At 62.3% G+C, this 14,386-nt stretch carries 12 protein-coding genes, 2 tRNA genes and 1 pseudogene; 4 read left to right on the top strand and 11 right to left on the bottom strand.

Annotation, left to right across the window (positions count from 1 at the left end):
- Positions 1-65 precede the first annotated feature (65 nt).
- The 4 genes and pseudogenes from P8192_RS00075 to P8192_RS00060 form a co-directional block, all read left to right on the top strand.
- Positions 66-509 (top strand): single-stranded DNA-binding protein, encoded by a 444-nt coding sequence (locus P8192_RS00075; protein ID WP_278157681.1) that lies wholly within the window; start codon positions 66-68, stop codon positions 507-509.
- 37 nt (positions 510-546) lie between these two features.
- Positions 547-1,086: a hypothetical protein gene (locus tag P8192_RS00070; RefSeq protein ID WP_278159855.1), complete on the top strand. Its 540-nt coding sequence runs from the start codon at positions 547-549 to the stop codon at positions 1,084-1,086.
- Positions 1,073-1,318, top strand: a complete 246-nt coding sequence (locus P8192_RS00065) for a hypothetical protein (RefSeq protein WP_242497681.1) — start codon at positions 1,073-1,075, stop codon at positions 1,316-1,318. The genes P8192_RS00070 and P8192_RS00065 overlap by 14 nt, the downstream gene beginning before the upstream one ends.
- A 181-nt stretch (positions 1,319-1,499) precedes the next feature.
- Positions 1,500-2,540: pseudogene (locus tag P8192_RS00060) on the top strand (recombinase family protein); the annotation flags it as partial.
- Positions 2,541-2,783: 243 nt separating this feature from the next.
- On the opposite strand, the gene P8192_RS00055 reads toward P8192_RS00060, so the two are convergent.
- The 11 genes from P8192_RS00055 to dnaA all read right to left on the bottom strand — a co-directional run bounded on the left by P8192_RS00055 (position 2,784) and on the right by dnaA (position 14,286).
- The gene (locus P8192_RS00055) at positions 2,784-3,023 is read right to left on the bottom strand and encodes a hypothetical protein (protein WP_232514701.1); all 240 of its coding nucleotides are present in this window, start codon (positions 3,021-3,023) and stop codon (positions 2,784-2,786) included.
- Between the two features lie 130 nt (positions 3,024-3,153).
- Positions 3,154-3,226, bottom strand: a tRNA-Ala gene (locus tag P8192_RS00050).
- 8 nt (positions 3,227-3,234) lie between these two features.
- Positions 3,235-3,390: a hypothetical protein gene (locus tag P8192_RS00045; protein WP_270106810.1), complete on the bottom strand. Its 156-nt coding sequence runs from the start codon at positions 3,388-3,390 to the stop codon at positions 3,235-3,237.
- A 29-nt stretch (positions 3,391-3,419) separates the two neighbouring features.
- Positions 3,420-3,493, bottom strand: a tRNA-Ile gene (locus P8192_RS00040).
- A 75-nt stretch (positions 3,494-3,568) separates the two neighbouring features.
- Positions 3,569-4,141, bottom strand: a complete 573-nt coding sequence (locus P8192_RS00035) for a DUF3566 domain-containing protein (RefSeq protein WP_270106811.1) — start codon at positions 4,139-4,141, stop codon at positions 3,569-3,571.
- Positions 4,138-6,771, bottom strand: a complete 2,634-nt coding sequence (gene gyrA / locus P8192_RS00030) for a DNA gyrase subunit A (RefSeq protein WP_431521185.1) — start codon at positions 6,769-6,771, stop codon at positions 4,138-4,140. Before gyrA ends, P8192_RS00035 begins: the two co-directional genes overlap by 4 nt.
- Positions 6,772-6,905: 134 nt before the next feature.
- Positions 6,906-8,960, bottom strand: a complete 2,055-nt coding sequence (gene gyrB / locus P8192_RS00025; RefSeq protein ID WP_278159854.1) for a DNA topoisomerase (ATP-hydrolyzing) subunit B — start codon at positions 8,958-8,960, stop codon at positions 6,906-6,908.
- A 289-nt stretch (positions 8,961-9,249) separates the two neighbouring features.
- The gene (locus P8192_RS00020) at positions 9,250-9,834 is read right to left on the bottom strand and encodes a DUF721 domain-containing protein (RefSeq protein ID WP_270106813.1); all 585 of its coding nucleotides are present in this window, start codon (positions 9,832-9,834) and stop codon (positions 9,250-9,252) included.
- On the bottom strand, positions 9,827-10,990 hold the full coding sequence (recF, locus tag P8192_RS00015) for a DNA replication/repair protein RecF (RefSeq protein WP_278157679.1): 1,164 nt from the start codon (positions 10,988-10,990) through the stop codon (positions 9,827-9,829). The genes P8192_RS00020 and recF overlap by 8 nt, the downstream gene beginning before the upstream one ends.
- 27 nt (positions 10,991-11,017) lie before the next feature.
- Entirely contained in the window at positions 11,018-12,148 is a 1,131-nt protein-coding gene (gene dnaN, locus P8192_RS00010) for a DNA polymerase III subunit beta (RefSeq protein WP_270106815.1), read from the bottom strand.
- Between the two features lie 632 nt (positions 12,149-12,780).
- A complete protein-coding gene (gene dnaA / locus P8192_RS00005; RefSeq protein ID WP_278157678.1) occupies positions 12,781-14,286 on the bottom strand; it encodes a chromosomal replication initiator protein DnaA in 1,506 nt (501 codons plus the stop codon).
- Positions 14,287-14,386: the final 100 nt, after the last annotated feature.

Genomic DNA, 14,386 nt, shown 5'->3' with positions numbered 1-14,386 from the left:
CGGGCGCACCTGCCTGACAGAGCGACCACACGCAGTTGGTCGCCCGAGTTCAGGAGGAGGCCATCATGGCCATTCATACCCAGGAATCGCTGTCAGGCTTCATCGCCTCGGAGCCGTTGCTCACCGAGACGGCAAAGGGAGACGCCAGGTTCTTCGCCCGTATCGGCAAGGAACACTTCCGCCGCGAGGACGACGGCTCGTTCACTCAGACCGAGACGACCTACCACCACCTGGTGATGTTCGGACGTTCCGCCGAGCACGCGCACGCGAACTTCACCCAGGGCGACAACTTCGTCGCCGAGGGCTACACGCGACCGGTCAACTACGAGCGCAACGGTCAGGCGATCGAGGGCGAAGAGTTCGTCGCCAAGAAGATCGGACACGACGCCGCGCGAACCCGCTACGAGGTGGACCGCACGCCGCGCAGCGGAGTCGGCCGGGAAGCAGCGGCGTACGACCCGACGCAGCGGGCAGCGACCGCGGCGCAGGCCTCCCCGGTCAGTATGTGAGCTCGGGAGCCGAGACGCCATGAACGATCAGCATGAGATGGATGAGCCGGACGTCTTCGACGGACCGCCCCGCGTCACCAACGCGGACATACCCGAACCGCCTCACCCCGTGAACTGGAACCTGCTGACGGCGCACGAGCTGGAACAGGAATGGCTCGCACTGAACCGGTGGGTTGACTGGCTGCGACGCACCTACGGCCTCACCGTCGCGGTGGTGCCGCCGTTCTGGCATCACCACCCGGAGATGGTCTGGGAGCTGTCGGCGCTGCACCTGCACTGGCTCGCCGCCTACGACCCCGAGCAGAACGCATCCGCGCCACTCGGCTGGCACCGCGACTTCGCCGACGCGCGAGAACGTCTTCGCTACTGGGTCACCGCCTGCGGCACCCGTGGCGACCGCGACCGCCCGACCCGACAAGCTGCATGGCCCGGTGAAGACTCAGCGCCCACCATCCAGGACTTCACCTTCACCAACCGCGACACCGAGTTCGTCGAGTTCGTCATCGCCCAAGTCCGCAAGCGCCAGGAGGCCGAAGACGAGTTCTACGCCAACCTGGCCGACGATGAAGCTCCGTAGAGCGATGAGCCGCTACGCCAAGAAGACCGACCGTCGCCCCTACGAGGAGCGGTCGTTTTCCGTCCGGGCCGTCCACCGCGAGCGCGCCGACCTCCACAAACTCGCCGAGGTTCTCATCCGGCTGACGTTGCAGGAGACCGGCGAGAGCCGCGCGGCCCGTGAAGCCGTGCGGGTGCCCGACACCTACCAGGCGGCTCCCGATGGCCTGGCCGCCTCTGAAGCCGCCCGGTAGAATGAAACCTGCAAGCCTCGCGATGCGGGGTGTTGTGGCCTAAACCCCGCCGTTCGGCGGGCAACACGCACCGAGACCATCGGGTCTCGCCCTACAGCCTTCACCGGCTGCTCTCACGATCAACACCCCTCCCACCAACAGTGGGAGCGCGAGGGTCGAACCGCGTGAGAGTGAGCCCCCGATGACCACCATTGCCGACGATCCGGCAGCCAGCCTCATCGACCCGCCCAAGACTGCGGCTGCCGCCGTGTCCTACCTGCGAGTCTCGACCCGCGAGCAGGCAGAGAAGGGCGGCACCGACGAAGGCTTCTCGATCCCGGCCCAGCGCGAAGCGACCAGGCGCAAGGCCGAACAGCTCGGCGCCGGCATCGTCGAGGAGTTCGTGGACGCGGGAGCCTCAGCCAAGTCGTCCGACCGGCCCGAGCTGATGCGGATGATCCAGTACGTCAAGGCCAATAGGGTCGCGTACTGCATCGTTCACAAGGTCGACCGGCTCGCCCGCAACCGCGCCGACGACGTGAGCATCCACCTCGCACTCCAACAGTGCGGGGTGATGCTCGTGTCCGCGTCGGAGAACATCGACGAGACTCCTTCGGGGATGCTGCTGCACGGAATCATGTCCACCATCGCCGAGTTCTACTCCCGCAACCTCGCCACCGAGGTCGCCAAGGGCATGACGCAGAAGGCCATCGGTGGCGGCACGAACGGGCGCGCACCCATCGGGTATCTGAACGTCCGCAAGCGCGACGAGCTCGGGCGCGAAGTCCGCACCATCGAGCTCGATCCTGAGCGCGCACCGATGATCGAATGGGCGTTCAAGGCCTACGCCTCGGGCAACTGGAGCGTCAGCCAACTCCACGACGAACTCACCTCGCGGGGGCTGCGCAGTCTGCCCACGCCGAAGAGGCCGGCGAAGCCGCTCGCCGTGTCCACCATCCACCGCCTCCTGACCAACCCGTACTACAAGGGCGATGTCGTCTACCGAGGCACCCGCTACAAGGGCAACCACCCGGCGCTCGTGCCCGCCGAGGTCTGGTACCAGGTCCAGTCCGTGCTCACCGCGCACCAGTGCGCCGTCGAGGCAACCCAAGTCCACGGCCACTACCTCAAAGGCACCATCCACTGCGGCCAGTGCGGCTCCCGACTCATCGTCTCCAACGCGAAGAACCGCCACGGCAACGTCTACTGCTACTTCGTGTGCTCCGGCCGGCACTCCAAGCGCACCGACTGCACACGCCAGGCGATGCTCATCGAAGACGTCGAGAAACTCGTCGAGGACTACTACACCCGCGTCCAGATCACGCCCGCCCAGCAGGACGCGCTCGCGGGGATGCTCCACCACGAGTTCGACCGGCTCATGGCCGCCGAAACCGAGGAACTGGAACGCCTCACCACCAACCGCGACCGGCTCGAAAGCGAGCAGGACCGCCTCATGCAGGCGCACTACGCCGACGCGATTCCGCTCTCAGTGCTCAAGCGCGAACAGGACCGCATCGTCGCCGAACTCGACCAAGTGACCCGCCGCATCGACGCCCACTACGGCGACTACGCCGACGCCCGCTCCCACCTCGACGACGCGCTCGGTCTGCTCGCCAACTGCGCCGACATCTACACCCGGTGCGACGACACCAACCGGCGGCTGTGCAATCAGGCGTTCTTCACCAAGGTCTTCATCGACGAAGACAACGAGCTGCGCGTCGAGCACAACCGACCCTTCGAGATGCTCCTCGATCCACAGGTCAACGCCAACGCGCTGACCTGGGCCACAGACGCACACAAGGCCCGAACCTCAACCAACGTTTCCGTTGGCAAGGGTTCGAGCCTTGTGCGTGCGGTGGAGGCAAGGGGACTCGAACCCCTAACCCTCTGCTTGCAAAGCAGATGCGCTACCAATTGCGCCATGCCCCCGTGGGTATTCAGTTGTGTGTCAACTCCGACGTGTTGCCGGTGTCGAGGGAATCCGTGGCGTCTGACCAGACTCCCTTGGTCCGCTCGTTGTCCTTCCAGAGGAAGAACCCGATGCCGACCCCCACTCCCGCACTCACCGCGGCGGCGATCAGTGATTTCTTCACCGCTACCTCCTGGTGTCGTGTGGAGTGAGTGGGCGTACCAAGACTTGAACTTGGGACCTCATCGTTATCAGCGATGCGCTCTAACCGCCTGAGCTATACGCCCTCCACCTTGAACTTCTCAGCTCAAGACGAGAACCAACATTACCGTAGAAATTCCGTTGGTCAAAATCGAGTCGGATCAGTCATCCGTGAGGGTGACTCCGACGCCGCCCACGAGCGATGCCGAGATGTTGTATAGCACCGCTGCCAGCATGGACAGCAGGGTCAGCACCACGACGTTGATCACCGCGATGATCGTGGACATCGAGGCCACCTGACCCAGAGTCACGAGCTCCTGGATGGTCTGCCCGCCGCCCTCGGTACCCAGGATCTGGCCCAGCAGAGCGTTGACATCGTCAAAGATTCCGGTGAGATCCAGCACCATCCACAGCACGACACCGGCCACCACGGTGACGATACCGAGTGCCACGGAGAGCAGGAACGACATCTTCAGTACTGACCACGGGTCAACGCGGGCGACGAGCAGGCGTGCCTTACGAACCTTGGCCTTCGGGGCCGGACGCACCAGTCCCTTTTGACCTGGCTTGGAGCCCGGCTTCTGCCCGTTGGGACGGTTCTGACCACCCTGAGGTCGGTTCCCCTGGGCGCCCGCTGGTCGCTTCTGGCCCTGCTGCGTGCCCGGGCGCGCAGCGCTGGGACGCTTGGGGGCCTGTCCTTGCGACGGCTTGGAATTGCCGGATGTATTGCTCACTGCTGTCCTCCGTCAGAGTCCGTGTCAGCTTCCAAGGGTACTGCACCGGAACCATCTGTCACATCTGCACCAGCCTGGTCCCCAGATGCGGGCGTCGGGGTGACCGGAGCGTCCTCGGGGTTCTCCTGGGTGGCCGCCGTTTCGACGTTCTCTTCCTCGGGGTGCTCAAGCTCGGTCTCGTTGTTGAGAGTGACGGCGACGATGCGGTCCTTCTTGCCCGGCTTGGCGAAGATGACACCCATCGTGTCGCGACCGCGCACCGGAACCTGTTCGACGGCCGAACGCACCACGTTGCCGGACTGCATCACCACGAGGACCTCCTGATCCTCTTGGGCAACGAGTCCGCCGGCCAGCTCGCCGCGGTCTTCGACAAACTTGCCCACCTTGATGCCGAGGCCGCCGCGGTTCTGCACCCGGTACTCATCGGCCTGGGTCCGCTTGGCGTAGCCGCCGTCGGTCACGGTGAAGATGTAGGAATCGTCCTGGATGACGCCCATGGTGAGCAGATCATCCCCGTCACGGAACTTCATACCCGTCACACCGGAGGTCGCACGGCCCATCGGACGCAGCGCTTCATCGGTGGCGGTGAAGCGCAACGACTGGCCCTTACGGGAGATGAGGATGACGTCATCCTCTTCGGAGACCAGCTGAGCGGAGACCACTTCGTCGTCGTCGCGCAGGTTGATCGCGATGACCCCGGCGGTACGCGGGGTGTCGTAATCTTCTAGGCGCGTCTTCTTGACCAGACCCTTGCGCGTGGCCAGCACCAGGTACGGCGCATCCTGGTAGGTGCGCAGCGTCAACACTTGGGCGATGTGCTCGTCTGGCTGGAACGCCATGACATTGGCCACGTGCTGGCCCTTCGCATCCCGGCCGGCTTCCTGCAGCTCATACGTCTTGATCCGGTATACCCGACCAAAGTTCGTGAAGAACAGGATCCAGTTGTGGGTGGAGGTCGTGAAGAAGTGCTCGACGACGTCCTCGCCGCGCAGGGTTGCCCCGCGCACACCCTTGCCACCGCGGTTCTGGGCGCGGTAATTGTCAATGCGGGTGCGCTTCACATAGCCACCGCGGGTGATGTTGACGACCATGTCCTCTTCGGGGATCAGATCCTCAATGGACATATCACCGTCGTAGCCCCACATGATCTCGGTGCGACGATCATCGCCGTGCTTGTCGACGATTTCACGCAGCTCCTCGGAGATCAGCTCGCGCTGACGCTCGGGGGATTCCAGGATCGCGATGTACTCGGCAATACGAGCCTGCAGCTCGTCGTACTCGTCTTGAATCGACTGGCGCTCCAGGGCGGCGAGCTGACGCAGTTGCATAAGCAGAATCGCTTTAGCCTGGTCGTCGTCGATCTCCAGCAGGGTCTTCAGCGACTCACGGGCCACATCGGCCGAGGCCGAACGGCGGATGGTCGCGATGACCTCGTCGAGCATGTCGAGGGCCTTGAGCAGACCCAGCAGGATGTGGGCACGAGCCTCTGCCTTGCGCTTGCGGTAAGCGGTACGGCGGACGATGACCTCGATCTGGTGCTTCACCCAGTAGTGGATGAACCCATCCAGCGACAGGGTACGCGGCACGCCGTCCACCAGCGCCAGCATGTTTGCAGAGAAGTTCTCCTGCAACTGGGTGTGCTTGTAGAGGTTGTTCAGCACTACCTTTGGCACGGCGTCGCGCTTGAGCACGATGACCAGGCGCTGACCGGTACGGCCCGAGGATTCATCACGCAGATCCGCAATGCCGGTGAGCTTGCCGTCGCGCACCATCTCGGCGATGCGGCTGGCGAGGTTGTCCGGGTTGGCCATGTAAGGCAGCTCGGAGACCACCAGGCAGGTGCGGTTCTGCAGCTCTTCCACATTCACGACGGCGCGCATCGTGATGGAACCACGCCCCGTACGATAGGCCTCTTCGATCCCCTTGTGTCCGAGGATCTGGGCGCCCGTAGGGAAATCGGGACCCTTGACCCGCTGCAAGAGGGCTTCCAGCAGCTCTTCGCGGCTCGCTTCGGGGTTCTCCAGGTACCACTGCACACCGGAGGCGACTTCGCGCAGGTTGTGCGGCGGAATATTGGTGGCCATACCGACGGCGATGCCGGAGGAACCGTTGACCAGCAGGTTCGGGAACCGGGCGGGCAGCACGGTGGGCTCCTGCTGCTTGCCGTCGTAGTTGTCCTGGAAGTCGACAGTGTCTTCGTCGATGTCGCGGACCATCTCCATGGCCAGCTGGGCCATCTTGGTCTCGGTGTAACGCTGAGCGGCCGCGCCGTCGTTACCGGGGGAACCGAAGTTACCCTGACCCAGCGCCAGCGGGTAGCGCATCACCCAATCCTGAACCAGGCGCACGAGCGCATCGTAAATAGCCGAGTCACCGTGCGGGTGGTAGTTGCCCATCACCTCGCCGACCACGCGGGCCGACTTGTTGAAGGACCGGTCGGGGCGGTAGCCGCCGTCGAACATGCCGTAGAGCACGCGGCGGTGCACGGGCTTGAGGCCATCGCGCACGTCCGGCAGGGCACGGCCGACAATCACCGCCATGGCGTAGTCCAGGTAGGACCGCTTCATTTCGGTGTTCAGGTCGACCTGTTCGACCTTGTCTCCGGCGTCGATCGGGGAACCGACCACGATCTCGCTGCGGCCCTCGTCATCGGGCTGCTGGGGGTTCTGGTTCGGTTCCTCGGGGGTGTCCGGGGTCTGTTCGTCGCTCACGCGTGAAAGTCCTTGATGCTCGTCGTGGGGGAGGTGGGGCTTCGGTTGCTCGATCAGATGTCGAGGAAGCGCACGTCCTTGGCGTTCTGCTGGATGAAGTTGCGTCGCGATTCGACGTCTTCGCCCATCAACATGGAGAAGATCTCATCGGCGGCGGCAGCGTCATCCATGGTGACCTGCAGCAGGGTGCGGTGCTCCGGATCCATGGTGGTGTCCCACAGTTCCTTGTAGTCCATCTCACCCAGGCCCTTGTAGCGCTGGATGCCGTTCTCCTTGGGGTAGCGCCAGCCGCGGGCAGAACCGGCCTCGACGGCGGCATCGCGTTCAGCGTCGGTGAACACGTAGTCGTGCGGGGCGTTGGACCACTTGATGCGGTACAGCGGCGGCTGCGCCAGGAACACGTAGCCCTGCTCGATCAGCGGGCGCATGTACCGGAACAGCACGGTGAGCAGCAGGGTGGTGATGTGCTGACCATCGACGTCGGCATCGGCCATCAGCACGATCTTGTGATACCGCAGCTTGGTGATATCGAATTCTTCGCCAATGCCCGTTCCGAAAGCGGTGATCATCGACTGCACCTCAGCGTTGCCGAGTGCGCGGTCCAATCGGGCCCGCTCTACGTTGAGGATCTTGCCGCGCAGGGGCAGAATCGCCTGGGTGGCGGGATTGCGCCCGCGCTTGGCAGAACCACCCGCGGAGTCACCCTCCACGATGTAGACCTCACACTCGTTCGGATTCTTCGAGGAGCAGTCCGCCAGCTTGCCGGGCATGCCGAAAGATTCCAGCGGAGACTTACGACGGGCGTTGTCGCGCGCCTTGCGGGCGGCCAGTCGTGCCTGCGAGGCCAGCTGGGCCTTGCGCACGATGTCACGCGCCAGATTCGGATTGCGTTCCAGCCAGTCGCCGAGTTCCTCGGTAACCACTTTCTGCACGAATCCGCGCGCTTCGGAGTTACCGAGCTTCGTCTTGGTCTGGCCCTCGAACTGCGGCTCCGAGAGCTTCACGGAGATCACCGCGGTCAGGCCCTCGCGGATGTCCTCACCGGAGAGGTTCTCATCCTTGGCCTTGAGCAGTTCCTTGTTGCGAGCGTAGCGGTTGATCAGCGAGGTCATCGCCGCCCGGAAGCCCTCTTCGTGGGTGCCACCCTCGTGGGTGTTAATCGTATTGGCGTAGGTGTGCACCGACTCCGAATAGGCGGTGGTCCACTGCATCGCCACCTCGACGGCGATCTTCTGGTCGGTGTCCTCCGATTCGAAGGCGATGACGTCGTCGTGGACGAGTTCGGCGCGCTTGGAGGAGTTCAAGTGCTTGACGTAGTCGAGCAGACCGTCCTCGTAGAGGTAGTCGACCCGGCGCAGGGTACGCTCAGCGGTTCCTTCCGCAGCGCTGCCCTCGGCAATCCCGGCCTCATCGGGCTGATCGGCGCTGCTGGCTCCGGCGATCTCATCGGATGCGACGTCGTTGGATTCCAGCTCGCGCTCATCGGTGAGGGTGATGCGCAGTCCCTTGTTGAGGAACGCCATCTGCTGGAACCGGGCGCGCAGCGTCTCGAAGTCGAACTCGACGGTTTCGAAGATGCTGGCATCCGGGTAGAAAGTTTGGGTGGTGCCGGTGCGATCGGTGTCCTCACCCTTCACGAGTTCACCCTGAGGGACGCCACCGTTGGCAAAGCTCATCCGCCACACGCTGCCCTGACGGTGAATCTCGGTGTCCACGCGCGACGACAGCGCGTTCACCACGGAGATACCGACGCCGTGCAGACCGCCGGAGACCGCGTAGCCGCCGCCACCGAACTTACCGCCGGCGTGCAGGATGGTCATGACGACTTCCACGGTCGGCTTGCCCTCGGTCGGGTGCATATCCACCGGGATACCGCGCCCGTTATCGGACACTCGCAGCCCGCCGTCGGCAAGAATCGTGACGTCGATGGTGTCGCAGTAGCCGGCCAGCGCCTCATCCACCGAGTTATCGACCACTTCGTACACCAGGTGGTGCAGGCCGCGGGCGGAGGTGGAGCCGATGTACATACCGGGACGCTTGCGCACGGCCTCAAGACCCTCAAGCACGGTGATATCGCCGGCATCGTAGGCATGCTCGACTTTGCTCAGCGCCGATTCCTGCTGGGTCGGAACCGCATCCTGGTCAACGGGTACTTCGGACGGCGATGCCTGATCAGACTGTTCTTCGGACACGTCGGTTCAACGACTCCTCATTCGTGGCACTGGGACTCGTCTATTCTACGCGATCGAGTCTGGTTTGGCCCGAATTTCTGGGGTCCTCAGTGAATAAACATGCCTCACTGGGCCCGTAGCGGCCATTTTCCCGCGCTGAGATGCGGTCAGATGGATCCCTGTGCAGGAGTCAGCCTCGCACAGCGCCACAGGGCCACTGAGCCGGTCACCCGTAGGTGTCGCGCGGACCGCGGCCTCGCACCGAACGCGGACCTTTTTTCCAACTCGGTGCCGAGGGTCCCTTCACCACGATTTCGCGGACCACCCCCGGACCAAGCTTGTCTTCGAGCTGGCCGAGTAGCGTCGGCGTCATCAGCCGCAATTGGGTCGCCCAGGCCGTGGAATCACACCGGATCACCACCTGCGCATGGTCGAACTCCTCCACCTGCGCATGCGCGGCAATATCCGGTCCCACCAGTTCGGGCCACCGAGACAGCACCGATCCCACCGCCACCGGCTCATCCCAGCCGCGTTCGGCCACGAGTCGGTCAAAAACGGCGCCAATCAACCGAGAATCCTTGCCCTGTTGTGATGCATCGAGGGTGGAACGACGACGACGTCGCGAGGCCGGTTTCTCTTCCCGGCCGTCACCGGTGAACTTCCGGGTGCGGCGGCTTGCCGACGCCGCCGTGAATCCGGCAGCCTGTGCCGCCTGGCGGGCCCGGTTGAGGGCCACCGCCGGGGCATCCACATCGGTGGGCGCCGGGGCTTCATCCGCCGGCAGATCCCAGGTTGATTCGGGGTCAGCCACCGGACTCACCGATACTGCTCACACCCTCGTCCATCTGCACGAAAAACCGCGGGCCCTCCAGCTCGTCCGGCAAATCCTCGGCGACGGCCGCCGTCACCAGAACTTGTTCGGCGCGGTCCGCCAAGGCCGCCAAGCGTAACCGGCGCGTGGCGTCCAATTCGGCAAACACGTCGTCGAGAATCAACAGTGGCCGTGCATGCTCATCCGCATCATCCGCCACCAACACGTCATAGCTGGCCAGTCGCAGTGCCAGCGATAACGACCACGTCTCTCCGTGCGAGGCGTAACCCTTCGCGGGGGCCGCACCCAAATTCAAGATGACGTCGTCGCGGTGGGGCCCCACCAGGGTGACCCCGCGATCGCGCTCAAGCCGATGCTGCCCCTGCAATGCCTCGCGCATCGCCTCGGCCAGCTCCGCCTCCGATGGAATGTCTTGGTGCTGTCCGGCCGCCAGAGCAACCGCGGAGTCGTACCGATAACTAGCGGTTTTGTTGGCATCCGCGAGATGGGCATAGGCCGTAGCGAGCGGTTCGGCGAGCAATTGCAACACATGCAGCCGCCCATTCAACAACCGGGCACCAGTCACAGCCAAGTGCTCATCCCACACCGCCAGGGTGGCATCGTGTTCGTCGGTCCATTTTCCGGAAGTGCGCGCTGACTTCAGCAGGGCATTGCGCTGGCGCAGCACCCGATCATATTCCGAGCGCGCCCCACCCAGGGCCGGACGCATCTGCACAATGAGATCGTCCAGAAACCGGCGCCGCACTCCGGGATCCCCGTTCACCAACTGTAGATCCTCCGGGGCAAAAAGCACCGACCGCAGCAGTCCGAGACCTTCACGAGCCCGCTGCGGTGCACCCCGGTTGATGGCTACCCGGTTCGATTTCCCCGGGTTGATCTCCAAGTCGACGGCGACGGCGCGCTCACCCCGGTGAACCCGCGTCCGAATCCGAGCCTGATCAGCCCCGAAATGCACCAGCGGAGCATCATTACTCACCCGGTGCGATTGATGCGTGCTGACATAGCCGATGGCCTCAGCAACATTGGTTTTGCCGACGCCATTGCGGCCCACCAGCACGTTGGTGCCGGGCTGCAGTTCGAGATCGAGCTGCGTGTATGACCGGTAGTTCGTCAGTGAGAGATGGGATATCCGCACGTGATCCAGTGAGGTGAGCCCGCCGGCTCAGCTGGTGATCCTGATCGGCATGACCAGGTAGCGGTAGTCATCCACTTCACCGTTGTCCTGTTCGCTCTGTCCGGTCAGCAGAGCGGGTTTGGGAGCGGAGGTGAATGCGAACCGCACGTACTCGGAGCCGATAACGTTGAGGCCCTCGCTCAAGTACCCGGGGTTGAACGCTACAGTGATTTCTTCGCCATCGAGCTGGCATGGCATCGACTCATTGGCCGAGGCGTCATCTCCAGCTCCGGCATCCAGAGAAACCTGTCCATCGGTAAATGCCATGCGCAGCGGAGTGTTGCGCTCAGCCACCAGGGCCACACGACGGACCGCTTCCACCAACTGCGACGTCTCGACGACGGCGTGGATCGGGCTGGACTCCGGGAACAGTGCCCGGATCTTCGGGTATTCGCCATCCACCAACAGGCTGGTGGTGCGGCGTCCACCGGAGGAGAAACCAATCAGTTCTTGTCCGGTGCCGTCGTTGCTCAAGCGCAGCTGCAGTTCACCGCCACCTGCCAAGGATCGGGCAACTTCCGTCAGAGTGCGGGACTTGACCAACACCGAGGTGGAAATCGACGGATCGCTCGGAGTCCAGGTGATTTCCTTCATCGAGAGTCGGTAGCGGTCCGTGGCAAGGAAGGTGATGGTGTCACCTTCGATCTCGACCTTGATGGCGGTGAGGATCGGAAGAGTGTCGTCCTTCGATGCAGCAACCGTGACCTGGCTGACGGCATGAGCGAATGCTGCGCCGTCAATGGTGCCGGAGACCTCCGGCAGTGAGGGCAGCGTTGGGTATTCGTCTACGGGCATGGTGGCCAGCGCGAAACGGGAGCTGCGGCAGGTGAGAACTACCTTGGAACCCTCGGTTTCCACGGTGACCGGTGCAGCAGGAAGTGACTTGACGATGTCGTTCAGCAAACGACCGGACACCAAGATGGTGCCTTCGGTCTCAATATCGGCTTCGACTTCAAGCCGCGCAGAGGTTTCGTAGTCAAAGCTCGCGATGGACACGAGCCCGTCCTTTGCAGTGATCAACAGACCAGAGAGCACAGGCACAGGAGGACGAGGCGAGAGCGAGCGGGCAGCCCAGGAGACAGCGTCCGTCAGGATGTCGCGTTCAACAGTGAACTTCACGGGTGTATCTGCCTCTCGCTACGGGTACACAGTCTTTCGAGACTTCCGACGTTTTCACGAGATCACGCGGGAAGCACAAAAATCCATGGACAGCTTATCGCGAATGCAGAGTTCTTGTGATTTCGGGATGTGGAAAGGGCATGCATCGTCGATGTGAAGGTTCGGAAGTGAACTTCGAGTGCGTTGGGCATTGAACCGAGATTGTTCTTCAGAAGAGGTTTAACAGGTTCAGTAGTGTTAATAACTCTTGTGGATTCTGTGGATAACCGCCTTGGTGCGGCCATTTGTCCCGATCTGCATGTGGAGCAAGACGTGGAGTTCTCTCGTGGTGGCTGTGTAGAGATCCGGGATAACGCATTCTTGTGATTCGCCCGGATTCACAACGAACCCCAGGGTTATCCCGAAGCTAACCGGCGTGGTCCACTTAATGATCCACAACGTTTTCCACAGCTGTGAGTTCTACTTGAAGGATGCGGCCAGAAAAGCTTGTGGAAACCTGTGGATAGTTGTGGAGAGTGTGGAAATCGAATGACAAGAATCGTTGTGATCCTGGGAATCTGGCCTGTGGACCGACCCTCAAGCTTAACTTGAGATGAAGTCGACGGCGCCGGTGAGGTTCCTCCGGCTATCCGTCAGTTCGTCCGCTGCTGTTGTTTGATCCGGTTGGTCAGTTCGGTGACCTGGTTGTAGATCATCCGGCGTTCTGCCATCAAGTCGCGGATCTTACGGTCTGCGTGCATCACCGTGGTGTGATCGCGTCCTCCGAGTTCATTTCCGATCTTCGGCAAGGACATTTCGGTGAGCTCGCGCAGCAGGTACATGGCGATCTGTCGCGCCGTGACGAGAGTTCGCGTCCGAGACTTGCTCATCAGTTCTTCGATGGTGAAGTCAAAGTACTTCGCCGTTTCGTTCAGAATCGAGGCAGCAGTGATCTCTTGCGCGTCATCGTCGGTGATGAGGTCTTTCAACACGTGCTCCGCCAGTGGAATATCGACGGATTGCTTGTTCAATGATGCGTAAGCGGTGACACGGATCAAGGCACCTTCGAGCTCGCGAATGTTTGTGGTGATACGCGAAGCGATGTATTCGAGCGCTTCCGGAGGGGCCGTGAGACCTTCGGCTTCCGCCTTCTTGCGCAGAATGGCGATACGCGTCTCGAGGTCTGGCGGCTGAATATCGGTGGTGAGGCCCCACTCGAAGCGGGAGCGCAGCCGTTCTTCGAAACCGGAAAGCTGCTTCGGGGGCAAGTCCGAGGTGATGACGACCTGCTTGTTGTTGTTGTACAGGGCGTTGAAGGTGTGGAAGAACTCTTCCACGGTGGCTTCTTTGTTCGCCATGAACTGGATGTCATCGATCAGCAGGATGTCTACATTGCGGTAGATCTGTTTGAAACTGGCACCTTCGTCGTGACGAATCGAGTTAATGAAGTCATTGGTGAACTCTTCGGAGTTCACATAGCGAACCCGAAGTCCGGGGTAGAGCTCCCGCGCGTAATGACCGATTGCGTGCAATAGGTGTGTTTTGCCCAGGCCGGACTCACCGTAGATAAACAAAGGGTTGTACGCCTTGGCCGGTGCTTCAGCCACGGCGTTCGCCGCGGCGTGGGCAAACCTGTTGGAAGAACCGGTCACGAAAGTCTCAAAGTGGTACCGAGGATTCAGCCGAGATTGTTCCTCCGCGGCGTTGGCAATCGAAGAGGCCTGCTGTGGATCGGCTAACGTCGGCGCAGGATTCGACTGTGAACTCAGCTGCCCATCAACAGGCCGTTCCCGTTGCGAGTACACGGCAGCGGGAATTGACTCAGAGTTATCCACAGGTTGTGGCTCGTCCTGTGGAATCTGTGGATCAGTTCGCTGTGGGGGTGCTGCCGGCTGCAGCGAAGAATCGATCGAGAACGCGCACCGGATGTCTTGTTGGAAGACCGTCTGCAAGGCCTGTGCGAGAACCTCGTCGAGTTGATTCTCCAGAACCTGGCGTGTGAACTCATTCGGGACGGCGAGAAGCAGCGTGTTTCCGATCAGCCCTTGGGGCTGAACCAAATCAATAAACCCACTCTGACGTGGGCTGATCTGTTGTGAGTCCTTCATCGTCTGGACGACGTGACGCCAGGAGCTGCTGATTGATTCATCGGTGCTCATCGGCCGAGCTGTCCTTTCAGACGATTCGAGTGCAAGTAATTCGGAGAACCCTCAATGTCCGTGGCGTCTCGACCCCTGTGGATGACGGCGAATGAGAAGT

It is taken from the genome of Citricoccus muralis, assembly GCF_029637705.1.
GTDB lineage: Bacteria > Actinomycetota > Actinomycetes > Actinomycetales > Micrococcaceae > CmP2.
Note: the sequence above shows the minus strand (reverse complement) of the source record. Positions and strands in the feature narration are given on the sequence as shown.

What these genes read in the sequence shown, in the direction of transcription:
- P8192_RS00070 (WP_278159855.1), top strand. Translation starts at nt 547, where the DNA reads ATGGATGAGCCGGACGTCTTCGACGGACCGCCCCGCGTCACCAACGCG.
- P8192_RS00065 (WP_242497681.1), top strand. Translation starts at nt 1,073, where the DNA reads ATGAAGCTCCGTAGAGCGATGAGCCGCTACGCCAAGAAGACCGACCGT.
- dnaA (WP_278157678.1), bottom strand. Translation starts at nt 14,286, where the DNA reads ATGAGCACCGATGAATCAATCAGCAGCTCCTGGCGTCACGTCGTCCAG.
- P8192_RS00075 (WP_278157681.1), top strand. Translation starts at nt 66, where the DNA reads ATGGCCATTCATACCCAGGAATCGCTGTCAGGCTTCATCGCCTCGGAG.